The organism is Vibrio sp. V03_P4A6T147, from assembly GCF_002241085.1.
Classification (GTDB): domain Bacteria; phylum Pseudomonadota; class Gammaproteobacteria; order Enterobacterales; family Vibrionaceae; genus Vibrio; species Vibrio anguillarum.
In genome coordinates this window covers 1-13,696 of the sequence record NZ_NDIO01000315.1, presented here as the reverse complement: position 1 = coordinate 13,696, position 13,696 = coordinate 1, and the positions used below count along the sequence as shown (strand labels likewise).

The following is a 13,696-nucleotide window of genomic DNA, read 5'->3' as shown; positions in this document are numbered from 1 at the left end:
GTGTGTGAGTGCTTTGCGTCTCAGCATGAATCCAACCTGTGAGCGATAACAAGATGAATAGTGCACTAACACTAAACAGTACTGATACAAAATCACACGCTGTTGAACGAGAAAAAGAGAACACCAAATCGGAAAACCTTACGGAGTATCTGATTGAGGCGATTGTTGAAGGGCGTATAGCACCGGGCAGCAAGATTTCAGAACCCGAACTCGCCAAACGTTTTCAAGTCAGCCGTGGGCCACTGCGTGAAGCGATAATGCGTGTGGAAGGCTTGGGGTTGATCGAACGTGTTTCACATGTGGGTGCGCGAGTCATTGAGTTGTCACCCGCTAAGTTGGTAGAGCTTTATGCAGTACGCGAAGCGCTAGAGGGTATGGCGGCAAGGTTAGCGGCGCGCAACATTTCGCCCTCTGAATTACAAGGGCTAGAGGCGTTATTGTCGACACATTCGAATCATATTGAGCAAGTCGAAGGGGCTTCCTATTTTCATCAACACGGTGATTTTGACTTTCATTACCGCATCATCAAAGCCAGCCGTAATCATAAATTAGTGACTTTATTGTGTGATGAGCTCTATCACTTACTGCGCATGTATCGTTATCAATCGCCACGCTCACATTCACGCCCGAAGGAGGCGTTGGATGAGCACAAATACATTCTACAAGCGATCAAAAACGGCGATGAAGAACTGGCTGAGATGTTGATGCGACGCCATATTTCGGGCAGTAGAATCTTGATTGAACAGCAGATAGTAAAAGAGTAAGCCACAGGGCGGTGGGCAGAAAATAATCATGCCTGCAATGAATCAAACCAAGAACCACGCATAGAGCGGCCTTGAATAAGGGCGATAACCAAGCGACTGATTAGGAGAATCTCATGAGCTTAAGTCAGGGGGCGAAATTTAGACTCGCTGTTCAACAAAATGATCCACTGCAGATTGTCGGCACGATCAATCCCTATTGCGCAATGATGGCCAAACGTTTAGGCCACCAAGCCATTTATCTGTCGGGTGGTGGCATCGCTAACGCTTCGTATGGTTTGCCCGATTTAGGTATCACCACATTAAATGATGTGCTGGTGGATGTTGAGCGCATCACCAATGCGTGTGATTTGCCTTTGCTGGTGGATATTGATACCGGTTTTGGCGGCGCATTTAGCATTGCTCGCACTATCAAAGCGATGGAAAAAGCGGGCGCTGCTGCCGTGCATATGGAAGATCAAGTTGCGCAGAAACGCTGCGGGCACCGCCCTAATAAAGCGATCGTCAGCCAGCAAGAGATGGTTGATCGCGTAAAAGCCGCGGTAGATGCACGAGTGAACCCAGAGTTTGTGATCATGGCGCGCACCGATGCGTTAGCGGTGGAAGGCATTGATAGCGCCATTGAACGTGCCATTGCTTGCGTGCAGGCCGGAGCCGATATGATTTTCCCCGAAGCGATGACCACTCTTGAGCAGTACGATCGTTTCTCCACCGCGCTAAGCGCAGCTTGTGGTAAGTCAGTGCCGATTTTAGCCAATATTACTGAGTTTGGGCAGACGCCGCTCTACCCATGTGCAGAACTTGCTCAAGTGAAAGTGGATATGGTGCTTTACCCATTGAGTGCGTTTCGTGCGATGAATAAAGCGGCTGAGAATGTTTATCGTCATTTATTAGAGCAGGGCAACCAACAAGCTTTGCTCGATAGCATGCAAACCCGTAGCGAGCTGTATGACTATCTCAATTACCACGATTACGAAGATAAGCTCGACGAGCTTTTTTCATCAAAGGAATAATAAAAACAAAGGAAAAGGAGTTCAACATGTCAAACGCACCACTGGGCGGCGCAGGTCTGCGCGGTCAAAGCGCGGGAGTCACCGCTTTATGTACTGTCGGAAAAACTGGGACGGGTCTAACTTATCGAGGTTATGACATCACCGATCTTGCCAACCATGCACAGTTTGAAGAGGTCGCTCATCTGTTATTGATTGGCCATTTACCTAATCAAAGTGAACTTGACCAGTACAAAACCCGCTTAATGGGATTACGAGGTTTACCGCAGCCGTTAAAAGCCGCGCTAGAGCTGCTGCCAGCCAGTACACATCCAATGGACGTAATGCGCACTGGCTGTTCAGTTTTAGGCAACCTTGAAACCGAGCACAGTTTTGCTGAGCAGTTGAGTGCGACCGAACGTATGTTGGCACTTTTCCCCGCTATTATCTGTTATTGGTATCGTTTCAGCCACCAAGGCATCCGGATTGAGACTGAAGATCAAAGCGAAGCATGCATTGGTGGCTACTTCTTAAAAATGCTGACAGGAAAAGCACCGAGCGAGCTGCATAAGCAGGTGATGCATTGCTCATTGATTCTGTACGCAGAGCATGAGTTTAATGCATCAACGTTTGCCGCGCGCGTCTGTGCTTCTACGCTGTCAGACATTCACTCTTGCGTAACAGGGGCGATTGGCACACTGCGTGGCCCGTTGCATGGTGGAGCCAATGAAGCGGCGATGGCGATGATCGAACGCTGGCAAACACCGGACGAAGCTGAGGCCAATATTCTGCAAATGTTGGCTAATAAAGACAAAATTATGGGCTTTGGTCATGCCATTTATCGTGAAAGTGACCCGCGTAACGCATTGATCAAACGTTGGTCAAAAGCGTTATCTGAAGCGGTGGGTGATACGCATTTGTACGCGGTATCAGAACGTGTTGAAGCGGTGATGAAACGTGAGAAAGGCCTATTTTGTAATGCGGATTTCTTCCACGCTTCGGCCTACCATTTTATGGGCATTCCTACGCCATTATTTACCCCTATTTTTGTAATGAGTCGATTAACCGGCTGGGCCGCTCATGTGTTTGAGCAGCGCGCTAATAACCGAATTATTCGCCCAAGTGCCGATTATGACGGTCCTGAACATCAAGAGTGGATACCAATAGAGCAGCGTTAATGGGATGAAATCAAGCCATGCTCCTTTGGTGTATGGTTTGATGGTAGGTAAAACCTAGCTCGCTAGACGATGTTTTGAATAGACAATGTTTCGAATAGACAGTTTTATGGGTGGAATTGATGAGTCATCAAACGATCAACAGCCAATACAAAAAAGTATTACCAGCGACCGCGCTGGAGTATTTTGATGCACGACAAGCGGTCAATGATATCCAAGCCGGAGCGTATGATCGGCTACCTTACACCTCACGAATACTGGCGGAAAACTTAGTCCGCCGCTGTGAGCCGCACACATTGGTTGATTCGCTGAAACAGCTGATTGAGCGTAAGCGCGATCTCGACTTCCCGTGGTATCCGGCGCGTGTGGTGTGCCACGACATTTTAGGGCAAACCGCTTTAGTGGACTTGGCGGGGTTAAGAGACGCGATCGCTCAGCAAGGCGGTGATCCATCCAAAGTAAACCCTGTGGTGGAAACGCAACTGATTGTCGATCACTCACTCGCGGTTGAACATGCCGGCTTCGAAGCTGACGCGTTTGAAAAAAACCGTGCGATTGAAGATCGCCGCAATGAAGATCGCTTTCACTTTATCGAATGGTGCAAAACCGCCTTTGAAAATGTCAGCGTTATTCCGGCAGGCAATGGCATCATGCACCAGATTAACTTAGAAAAAATGTCGCCCGTCATCCAAGTGAAAAACGGCTTAGCATTTCCAGATACTTGTGTCGGTACTGACAGCCATACTCCTCATGTCGATTCATTAGGCGTGCTGGCGATTGGCGTCGGTGGGTTAGAAGCCGAAACAGTGATGTTAGGTCGCCCTTCGATGATGCGTCTGCCCGATATTGTCGGCGTTAAACTAACCGGTCAACGCCAAGCGGGGATCACCGCGACCGACATTGTGCTTGCCATTACGGAGTTCTTGCGAAATCAGCGCGTGGTGTCTTGTTATCTGGAGTTTTTCGGAGAAGGCGCTCGCGCATTGACGATTGGCGATCGCGCAACGCTTTCCAATATGACACCTGAATATGGTGCAACCGCAGGCATGTTCTATATTGATGAGCAAACCATCAACTATCTCAAACTCACGGGTCGAGACGCACAGCAAGTAGCCTTGGTTGAACAGTACGCTAAGCAAACCGGCTTATGGGCCGATGATTTGATTGAAGCGCAATACGAACGGGTGCTGGAGTTTGATCTCTCAAGTGTACAGCGCAATTTAGCCGGGCCTTCGAATCCTCATCGCCGTTTGCCGACAAGCGAACTGACCGAGCGCGGTATTGCGGGGGCGTGGCAAACCAAAGAAGGCGAATTACCTGATGGCGCAGTGATCATCGCCGCCATTACTTCGTGCACCAATACCAGTAATCCGCGCAATGTCGTGGCCGCCGCGTTGCTGGCGAAAAAGGCTAATCAATTGGGTTTGGTTCGCAAACCTTGGGTCAAAACCTCTTTTGCACCGGGCTCAAAAGTAGCCAAACTTTATTTAGAGGAAGCCGGCCTGCTGCCTGAGCTAGAACAGCTCGGTTTTGGCATCGTCGCTTATGCATGCACCACCTGTAATGGCATGAGTGGCGCGCTTGATCCTAGGATTGAGCAGCAAATCATTGAACGCGATCTCTATACGACGGCTGTGCTATCAGGTAACCGAAACTTTGATGGCCGCATTCATCCCTATGCGAAACAGGCTTTTCTTGCCTCTCCGCCATTGGTGGTGGCGTATGCACTTGCGGGTACGATTCGTTTTGATATTGAAAAAGACGCGTTGGGAATAGATGCGCAAGGCAAGCCGATTTACCTCAATGACTTATGGCCAACCGATGAAGAGATCGATGATGTGGTGGCGCGCCATGTTAAGCCCGAACAGTTCAAACAAATCTACATTCAGATGTTTAAATTAGATGAGCACATGGCCAAACAAAAGCCACTTTATGATTGGCGCCCCATGAGCACTTATATCCGTCGTCCGCCTTATTGGGAAGGTGCGTTAGCGGGTGAACGTCGGCTGTCGGCCATGCGACCTTTGGCGATTTTAGGTGACAACATCACTACGGATCATTTATCGCCATCGAACGCAATTTTAGCGACCAGTGCCGCTGGGGAATATTTGCTCAAAATGGGCGTTCCGGAGCAAGATTTTAACTCCTATGCCACGCATCGTGGTGACCATCTGACCGCGCAACGCGCCACTTTTGCTAACCCCAAACTGTTCAATGAGATGGTGCAAGAGGAGGGCAAAGTAAAGCAAGGTTCGTTAGCGCGTATTGAACCTGAAGGCTTGGTTACCCGCATGTGGGAAGTGATAGAGACTTATATGGATCGTAAGCAGCCATTGATCATTATTGCTGGGGCCGATTATGGGCAAGGTTCGTCACGTGATTGGGCGGCGAAAGGTGTACGTTTGGCGGGGGTTGAATCCATTGTTGCCGAGGGGTTTGAACGGATCCATCGCACGAATTTAGTCGGGATGGGTGTTCTGCCACTGCAATTTAAAACGGGAACGGACCGCCACACACTGAAACTCGATGGTACTGAGCTTTATGATGTGGTGGGAGATATTAAGCCGGGCGTCGACTTAACCTTGGTGATCACGCGTACGCAAGGCGCAAATAAGGGCGAACAGCAGAAGGTTACGGTGACTTGTCGTTTAGACACGGCTGATGAAGTCAGTGTGTATCAGGCTGGTGGCGTATTGCAGCGTTTTGCGCAAGATTTTCTGGCTCAATGACGCTAAGGATAAAGGAGTATCACGTGAGTAACTCATTAAAAATTCCGGCGATGTATATGCGCGGCGGCACCAGTAAGGGCGTGTTTTTTCGGCTTGAAGATTTACCCAAAGAGGCTCAGCAAGCGGGAGAGGCGCGAGATCAACTGCTGTTGCGTGTCATTGGTAGCCCCGATCCTTATGGCAAACAAATTGATGGCATGGGCGGCGCAAGTTCTAGCACCAGCAAAGCCGTGATTCTCTCCAAAAGTGAGCAAGCCGATCACGATGTCGATTATCTATTCGGCCAAGTTTCGATAGACAAAGCGTTTGTAGACTGGAGCGGCAACTGCGGTAACCTTTCTGCGGCAGTAGGGCCATTTGCGATTCACAGCGGTTTTATCGACCCAGAACGGATCCCTAACAACGGTGTAGTGACGGTTCGCGTTTGGCAAGCCAACATTGGCAAAACCATTCTTATTCATGTGCCAATTGAGCAGGGTGAAGTGCAAGAGTGTGGCGATTTCGAACTTGATGGGGTGACTTTTCCCGCCGCCGAAATTGCGGTTGATTTTCTCGATCCTGCCGATGATAGCGGTGTAATGTTCCCAACCGGAAATGTGCTCGACCAACTGCAAATCCCCGGTATGGGAACCTTGAATGCAACGCTCATTAATGCGGGCATTCCGACGATTTTTATCGATGCACACGACATCGGTTATCAAGGTACTGAACTGCAAGAGGCGATCAACAATGATGATCATGCCTTGGCGATGTTTGAATCGATTCGCGCTTATGGCGCTGTGAAAATGGGTTTGATTGAGCATATTGAACAAGCCCAACTGCGCCAACATACGCCTAAAGTAGCGTTTGTAGCAAAAGCGCAATCCTATTTGTCATCCAGTGGTAAAGCGGTATCGGCGAACGATGTCGATATTGTGGTGCGCGCACTGTCTATGGGAAAACTGCATCATGCGATGATGGGAACGGCCGCGGTGGCCATCGCTTCAGCGGCCAGTGTCCCTGGAACGTTAGTGAATATGTTGGCGGGCGGTGGAGCAAAAGAATCGGTCACTTTTGGTCATCCATCCGGTACGCTGAAAGTGGGCGCTAAAGCCGTTTTACGAGAGGGTCATTGGGGAATAGAGAAAGCCAGTATGAGCCGCAGCGCGCGGGTGTTAATGGAAGGTTGGGTGCGAGTCCATCGTTAAGCCTCAAATCATGTTAAGGGAAATGTTATGTCGGCATATTTAAAGGAATATCAATGGGCTCAATCTGAACCTGAATCATTTTGGCAGGCTCAAGCTCGGCAGATTGAGTGGTTTGAGTTTCCCCAAACTATCTTACAAAAAGATGAGCATGGCATTGAACGTTGGTTTACCGATGGTGTACTCAATACCTGTTGGTTGGCGCTAGATTTCCATTGTGAACAGGGGCGAGGTGAGCAAACCGCGCTGATTTATGATTCCCCAGTGACCGGAAGAAAGCGTCAATATAGCTATACACAATTACGAGATCAGGTAGCGAAAGTAGCGGGAATGCTGGCAATGCAAGGTGTTGCTAAAGGCGATCGGGTGATCATTTATATGCCAATGATCCCGGAAGCAGTGATGGCGATGCTCGCTTGTGCACGGCTTGGCGCGATTCACTCTGTCGTTTTTGGCGGTTTTGCACCCAATGAATTAGCGGTGCGAATTGAAGATGCTGAACCGAAAGTGATCATGACGGCATCTTGCGGTATCGAAATCAATAAGATTTTACCCTACAAACCCTTAGTTGACCGTGCCATTTTAGACAGCAAATGGAAGCCGGAAAAAGTGGTGGTGTTACAACGCTCGGAGCATGTGGCTGACTTAAATAATGAGCGAGATCTAGAGTGGAATCGAGCCGTTAAAGAAGCGCCGCCACATGATTGTGTGCCGGTTTTGGCGACCGATCCGCTTTATATTCTTTACACATCAGGTACGACAGGCAAACCCAAAGGGGTGGTGCGCGACAACGGTGGTCATGCAGTCGCGATGAAGTACTCCATGTCAGCCATCTACAATATGCCTCAACAAGGTGTTTTTTGGGCTGCGTCCGATGTAGGGTGGGTGGTCGGTCACTCTTACATTGTTTATGCGCCGTTGATTCACGGTTGCACCACTATTTTGTATGAAGGTAAACCGGTGCGCACACCCGATCCGGCTGCATTTTGGCGAGTGTGCCAAGAGTATAAGGTGGACGTACTTTTTTCTGCGCCTACCGCCTTTCGCGCCATCAAAAAAGAAGATCCCAATGGCGATCTACTCAAACATTATGATTTATCCACTTTAACCACTATTTTTATGGCCGGAGAGCGTCTTGACCCGCCGACACTTGAATGGGTAGAACAGCACACTCAAAAGCCAGTAGTTGACCATTGGTGGCAAACCGAAACCGGTTGGGCGATTGCTGGAAATCCGATAGGGCTTGAATCGATGCCAATTAAAGCGGGGTCAGCAACGAAACCGACTCCCGGCTATCAGGTTGAGATTCTCAATGAGCTAGGTCAAGTGATGCCCGCCAATCAACAAGGGTTTGTGGCGTTGAAACGCCCCTTACCACCAAGTTGTTTAGCGACGGTATGGCGTGATCACGAACGATTTGAGTCCGGTTACCTTGCTCAATTTGACGGTTACTATGTTTCTGGTGATGGTGGTTATTTGGATGAAGAGGGTTATCTCTTCATCATGGGGCGAATTGATGATGTTATTAACGTTGCTGGCCATCGTTTATCTACGGGGGAGATGGAAGAAATCGTCGGTGCTCATCCTGCGGTTGCCGAATGTGCTGTAGTCGGAGTGTATGACGAGCTGAAAGGGCAGTTGCCGCTAGGGTTGGTGGTGCTTAAAGATGGCGTTAAGGTGGATGAGCGCGAGTTGGAACAAGAACTTGTTAACAAAGTGCGCAGTGAAATTGGTGCGGTAGCGTGCTTTAAGCATGCGTTAATTGTTGATCGTTTACCCAAAACGCGCTCTGGTAAAATTCTGCGTCGAGTCATTCGACAAATTGCCGATGGAGAAGAGTATGCTGTCCCTTCAACAATTGATGACCCAATGAGCTTGAGTGAGTTAGAAAAAGCGCTCCATCACTAGCGGCTACCTATAGTTGACGATTAATTGAGGCGCCTCAGATGAATGAGGCGTTTTTATTGCCAATTTGCAATCCGCATTTTATTTGTTTCTCTTAGTTCATCTGTCTTAGTTCTAAGACGAGATTAGCGCTCAATCGACCAAAAACACTACGCATGAAGATATATTTTTTAATCACTATCTTATAGAATCACGGCCAAAGCTTTATTCATTCAGAGCGCGAAATATGTCGTTAGTTATCATAACTCCTGCTTGTGATCGTGATTTACCGCAACTGAATCAGTTGATGTATGACCTTCATCATGAGCATCACCTTGCTTGCCCTGAGCATTTCAAAACAGCAGAAGAGATTGAACAAGAAAAAAGTATTGCTCGTTATTTAGATGATCCGGAATGTTTGGTTTACGTTGCCAAAATAGACAGTCAAATTGTGGGATTTATATCGGGTCACTTTTGCGAGTTAATTTCAAGCGTGAGCAAAGCGGTACCAATGGGCAGTATTGATGAGCTTTACGTTGAGCCACAATATCGTCAGCAGCATATCGCACAGCAGCTGTTTCAAAAAATGGAACAGACATTGAAAGAGTACGGTATTACCCAAGTCTTTGTCGAAGTGTGGGATTTTAACCAAGGAGCGCAGTCTTTTTATCAACGTTCTGGTTTTTCATCGCATATACATTGGTTAAGAAAGTCAATCGATAGCAAGTAATTCGATAATAATAATCATGGATTTTTAATGTGTTAAAACAGTTTTCATTGTTGAGTGTCTGTTTGCTGTCGTTGTTCTGGTCAAGTGTTGGTGTTGCTCAACAACCGGTAACGCTACCAGATAATATTCGTGGTGCCCTATGCCTAGTTAAAGCCGATCATAAGATCGTGCTCGTTAACGAGGTGATCACCAAGCAGATTTCATTGCCAGGAGGGACGATATCTCCCGGTGAATCTCCAGAATTGGCCGCGCAAAGAGAAACATGGGAAGAAACGGGCCTTGTTGTAACGGTAGGGCGCACGTTGGGGTATACGGATACGGCTGTCGTTTACAGCTGTCGCAGTGATTCCGATGTGATTGCTTTTGAGTCAAAAAATAGCCGTAATGGACATGAGTTGCCTATTTGGTTTGCTCCTCATTATGGTGTCGAGGTTGCTAGCGCAATGCTGATCGATCCGTATCGTATTGATGCAAGTCAGTATCGTTACCCTGAGCAATGGGATCGGATCAAAACCATGTATCAAGAAGCGGATAGTCAACCCGTGATTTATGTAGAGAATCTGGTTTCTGCTGCGCCTCGGTTTCACCAAATCGAATTAGGCTGGATGATGAAATTGCAGAATACGGTTGCGGAATGGCCGTATACGCTGAGTTCGTCGATTTATCAAATCGCAGTATGGATCACCAAATTGACGGATCCTTTATTGCTGATAGTTTTATTTCCAGTGATTGCCTGTTATCTGGGTAAAGAGTCTGTTTATAAGATATTTTTTGTGGTTACCGTGAGTTCATTATTGTCATTGGTGGCTCAGCAAGGATTTGCATTACCAAGACCTCATGCTTATATACCATTGTTGGAACTTTGCCAAAGTTACGGGTACGGTTTTCCAAGTTTACCGATTGCAGTTTGGTTTGGTGTAGGGATATCACTATTGCGAGCTTTTGATCATCTCGATTTCAACCGAATGTTTGTGGGTTTTATCGTGTTGATGGGGCTATTAATGTTGGCCAAATTCTATATTGGGGAAGCCTTCATCAGCGATATGGTGATAGGTGGATTGTTGGGCGCTCTGGTCGCGTGGCATATTGTTCGTTTAGATGAACAATCTTATACCGACGTCAGAACACTGCTGGGTTCGCGTGGGGTATGGTGGGGTTTAACGATCACGGTTGCACTGCTGGTTATGATCTGGCCCTTGCCTAGTTTCACCGCTTGGTTAGCCATTTTGCTGACGGCATCGGCTTTAGTTATGACAAAGGGCACTGAACCACTACACATCACTCTTCAACGAATGTGGCTGATGATCATTTTGTTATTAGCACTCAATCAAGTGGTGTTATTTGGTGCCACGCTCGTTTCATACAGCAGTATTTTCTCTTTAATGGTTGAGACGCTCCGCTTGCCACTACTCATGCTCATCTTTGCATGGTTCATGAGAAAATGCTGTGCTTAACCTGGTTGTTTAGTCAACATCCCGATTAAAGACGCCTCGACTGAGGCGTCTTTAATGCCTATTCGTGAGACTCACCGAGTACAAATTTTTCTATAGCAACTGCCACACCATCGTCGTCGTTACTGAGTGTAATATAGTCGGCTAGCTGCTTCGTTTGTTCCATCGCATTTGCCATTGCAATTCCAAGTCCTGCGTATTGCAGCATGTGATGATCATTTTCAGCATCTCCCATACAAATAATGTGTTTAGCCTCGATCCCCAAGTGCTCGGCAATCGCTTTGACACCGACGCCTTTATTACTCTGTGTGTTTAAGAATTCAAGAAAGAATGGTGCACTTTGTACAATGGTAAACTGTTGATAGAGTTCCGGAGGAAGTTGTTCAATGGCTTTTTGTAGCAAGCTCGGCTCTGCCACAATCATTGCTTTGATGATGGGATGATCATCTTCAAGCTGTTCAAAATCCATTTCCGTGATCGGCAGTCCGTTGATTCTTGCTTCAAGCTCGGTATATTCACTGATTTTAGGCGTGATCAGACCATGAACTTGGCTAAAGGCGTGCGTATTCACGTTAAGTTGGTTAGCAAGGTTAGCGACTAATTTTGCAGAGCGGCCATCGATAATTTTGTGATGAATAATTTCACCACTGCCAATGTTTTGAACCATTGAGCCGTTGTAGTAAAGGACAAAATCCTCATTTGAGTTTAAATGCAGTTCTTGCAACTTATCGCGCATGCCATCAATGGGACGTCCAGACGCCAGCACCACTTTTACGCCTTTTTCACGAGCTTTGGCTATAGCCTGTTTTGTTCTGGCTGTGATCTGTTTTTGGCTATTGAGAAGAGTACCGTCCATATCTAAAGCGATGAGTTTATACATGACTTACCTAAATTAAGTGAAGAAGAAAGCCAGCAGCTTATGCAAGTTGAGATGTGATCGCCACTGATTTAGTCAAATTTTTACGCACGTGATGGGTTTAGTTTGACCTAAGGCAAGGCATCTATTAAGGTCAGCGACCTGCATTTTTTGATATTGAGTTAGGCTGAGTTTACGTTGTACAAAATTAATGAAATGTTTGAGACCATTCAAGGTGAAGGCGTGCATACCGGCGTTCCTGCGGTTTTTATTCGTTTGCAAGAATGCCCAGTGGGATGCGCTTGGTGCGATACAAAGCAGACGTGGGATGCAACGCCGCAAGATGAACGCCTAATCAATGATGTGCTAGCCAAAACCCAAGATAGCCCAACTTGGTGCTCAGTCAGTGCAGAAGAGATGGTGTCGCTCTATAAAACACAGGGTTATCATGCTAAACATATTGTAATTACGGGCGGTGAACCGTGTATTTATGATCTGCGTCCACTTGCGCAAGCATTTGAGGCAATCGGATGTCACATTCAAATTGAAACCAGCGGCACATTCCCGGTTCAAACCTCAGCAAATACATGGGTGACAGTGTCACCAAAAATTGCAATGAAGGGCAAACTGCCTGTACTCGATTCAGCTCTGTTAAGAGCAAATGAGATCAAGCACCCCGTCGCAACGGCTAAAGATATTGAACAGCTAGATGCGTTATTGCTGCGAGCGCAAGTTCCTGATTCAACAGTGATTGCTTTACAGCCTATTAGTCAGAAAGAGCGGGCAACCCAATTGTGCATTGAAACATGCATTGCGAGGAACTGGCGTTTATCGATTCAAACGCATAAATATTTAAGTATTGCCTGAGGAGAGGAAAATGAAAAAAGCCGTTGTGGTATTTAGTGGTGGCCAAGATTCAACAACCTGTTTGGTTCAGGCATTAAAAGAGTTTGATGAAGTGCACGCCATCACCTTTGATTATGGCCAACGCCATAAACTCGAGATTGAGGTTGCCAGCACCTTAGCGAAAAAGTTAGGTGTAGCTGCACATAAAGTCATGGATGTCAGCTTACTCAATGAGTTGGCGATCAGTTCACTCACTCGTGACGATATTCCAGTATCACATGAGTTACAAGAGAATGGGTTACCGAACTCGTTTGTGCCGGGGCGTAACATTCTGTTTTTGACCCTTGCGGGTATTTACGCGTATCAAATAGGCGCAGATGAGGTGATTACTGGTGTTTGTGAAACAGACTTTTCTGGCTATCCGGATTGCCGAAATGATTTTGTTAAAGCGATGAACAGTGCTTTGGTGCAAGGGATGGATCGCCCATTCAACATTCGTACTCCTTTAATGTGGCTAAACAAAGCAGAAACTTGGGCATTGGCGGATCAACATGATGCTCTCGAACTCATAAGACACGAAACACTGACTTGTTATAACGGTATTATTGGTGATGGTTGTGGCGATTGCCCATCATGTGAGCTACGTAAAGCGGGTTTAAACGATTATTTAGTAAACAAAGCGTTGGTGATGAATGCGCTTCACCAAAAGCAATCTGTAACTTTATGATGTATCTAATAATCAACGTATAGATCAAGTGAAATTTAAACGGGTGTTCTAGTGTTTGCGAATGGAATAGCGTGCAAATAGAACACCCATTATTTAGCTCAAGGTACTAAATAGTTCAAGGTACTAAAGGTACATTTTGGCCAAATCTGCAGGTTCTACTTCTTTACCTTCTAAGCTTGCATTCCAGTTGGTGCCAATTAATACACCATCTTCATCAAGGGTAATCAACCAATCTTCTACGAAAATATCGAGAGGGATTTCTAACACTTCGAAGTCAGACCACTCTTCAACGTTGTGAGTTTGTGCATCTTCTTTGGTTGACCAAAAGGGCATAACTTCACTACTTTCAAATTCTGTCGAGTCG

General features: G+C 46.9%; 12 protein-coding genes. 10 read left to right on the top strand and 2 right to left on the bottom strand.

Annotated features, from left to right (window positions below; all coding sequences use genetic code 11):
* Positions 1-53: 53 nt before the first annotated feature.
* The 8 genes from B9J84_RS12400 to B9J84_RS12365 all read left to right on the top strand — a co-directional run bounded on the left by B9J84_RS12400 (position 54) and on the right by B9J84_RS12365 (position 10,906).
* Positions 54-764 (top strand): GntR family transcriptional regulator, encoded by a 711-nt coding sequence (locus B9J84_RS12400; RefSeq protein ID WP_047689159.1) that lies wholly within the window; start codon positions 54-56, stop codon positions 762-764.
* Positions 765-877: 113 nt separating this feature from the next.
* A complete protein-coding gene (gene prpB / locus B9J84_RS12395; protein ID WP_017046149.1) occupies positions 878-1,774 on the top strand; it encodes a methylisocitrate lyase in 897 nt (298 codons plus the stop codon).
* 26 nt (positions 1,775-1,800) lie between these two features.
* The gene (prpC, locus tag B9J84_RS12390) at positions 1,801-2,928 is read left to right on the top strand and encodes a 2-methylcitrate synthase (RefSeq protein WP_088732352.1); all 1,128 of its coding nucleotides are present in this window, start codon (positions 1,801-1,803) and stop codon (positions 2,926-2,928) included.
* A 119-nt stretch (positions 2,929-3,047) separates the two neighbouring features.
* The gene (gene acnD / locus B9J84_RS12385) at positions 3,048-5,654 is read left to right on the top strand and encodes a Fe/S-dependent 2-methylisocitrate dehydratase AcnD (protein WP_094124253.1); all 2,607 of its coding nucleotides are present in this window, start codon (positions 3,048-3,050) and stop codon (positions 5,652-5,654) included.
* Positions 5,651-6,841, top strand: a complete 1,191-nt coding sequence (gene prpF, locus B9J84_RS12380) for a 2-methylaconitate cis-trans isomerase PrpF (RefSeq protein ID WP_019282820.1) — start codon at positions 5,651-5,653, stop codon at positions 6,839-6,841. The genes acnD and prpF overlap by 4 nt, the downstream gene beginning before the upstream one ends.
* Before the next feature lie 27 nt (positions 6,842-6,868).
* Positions 6,869-8,746 carry a propionyl-CoA synthetase gene (locus tag B9J84_RS12375; RefSeq protein ID WP_094124252.1) on the top strand — a complete coding sequence of 626 codons (1,878 nt, stop codon included), beginning with the start codon at positions 6,869-6,871 and terminating at the stop codon, positions 8,744-8,746.
* A gap of 223 nt (positions 8,747-8,969) precedes the next feature.
* Positions 8,970-9,452 carry a GNAT family N-acetyltransferase gene (locus tag B9J84_RS12370; protein WP_017046144.1) on the top strand — a complete coding sequence of 161 codons (483 nt, stop codon included), beginning with the start codon at positions 8,970-8,972 and terminating at the stop codon, positions 9,450-9,452.
* Between the two features lie 29 nt (positions 9,453-9,481).
* Complete coding sequence (locus B9J84_RS12365) at positions 9,482-10,906, top strand: bifunctional NUDIX hydrolase/phosphatase PAP2 family protein (protein WP_017046143.1); 1,425 nt, start codon at positions 9,482-9,484, stop codon at positions 10,904-10,906.
* 58 nt (positions 10,907-10,964) lie between these two features.
* Here the strand turns inward: B9J84_RS12365 and yidA are convergent, their stop codons facing one another.
* Entirely contained in the window at positions 10,965-11,783 is an 819-nt protein-coding gene (yidA, locus tag B9J84_RS12360) for a sugar-phosphatase (RefSeq protein WP_017046142.1), read from the bottom strand.
* 174 nt (positions 11,784-11,957) lie between these two features.
* Between yidA and queE the strand changes: the two genes are divergently transcribed.
* Positions 11,958-12,626: a 7-carboxy-7-deazaguanine synthase QueE gene (gene queE / locus B9J84_RS12355; protein WP_094124251.1), complete on the top strand. Its 669-nt coding sequence runs from the start codon at positions 11,958-11,960 to the stop codon at positions 12,624-12,626.
* A gap of 10 nt (positions 12,627-12,636) precedes the next feature.
* A complete protein-coding gene (gene queC, locus B9J84_RS12350; protein ID WP_170899192.1) occupies positions 12,637-13,332 on the top strand; it encodes a 7-cyano-7-deazaguanine synthase QueC in 696 nt (231 codons plus the stop codon).
* Between the two features lie 123 nt (positions 13,333-13,455).
* Here the strand turns inward: queC and B9J84_RS12345 are convergent.
* Positions 13,456-13,696, bottom strand: a 241-nt coding sequence (locus tag B9J84_RS12345; protein ID WP_143698864.1) for a DUF2750 domain-containing protein, incomplete at its 5' end; no start/stop codon positions are given.

Coding starts and splice junctions, on each gene's coding strand:
- prpC (WP_088732352.1), top strand. CDS start 1,801: ATGTCAAACGCACCACTGGGCGGCGCAGGTCTGCGCGGTCAAAGCGCG.
- B9J84_RS12400 (WP_047689159.1), top strand. CDS start 54: ATGAATAGTGCACTAACACTAAACAGTACTGATACAAAATCACACGCT.
- acnD (WP_094124253.1), top strand. CDS start 3,048: ATGAGTCATCAAACGATCAACAGCCAATACAAAAAAGTATTACCAGCG.
- prpF (WP_019282820.1), top strand. CDS start 5,651: ATGACGCTAAGGATAAAGGAGTATCACGTGAGTAACTCATTAAAAATT.
- queC (WP_170899192.1), top strand. CDS start 12,637: ATGAAAAAAGCCGTTGTGGTATTTAGTGGTGGCCAAGATTCAACAACC.
- B9J84_RS12375 (WP_094124252.1), top strand. CDS start 6,869: ATGTCGGCATATTTAAAGGAATATCAATGGGCTCAATCTGAACCTGAA.
- B9J84_RS12370 (WP_017046144.1), top strand. CDS start 8,970: ATGTCGTTAGTTATCATAACTCCTGCTTGTGATCGTGATTTACCGCAA.
- yidA (WP_017046142.1), bottom strand. CDS start 11,783: ATGTATAAACTCATCGCTTTAGATATGGACGGTACTCTTCTCAATAGC.
- prpB (WP_017046149.1), top strand. CDS start 878: ATGAGCTTAAGTCAGGGGGCGAAATTTAGACTCGCTGTTCAACAAAAT.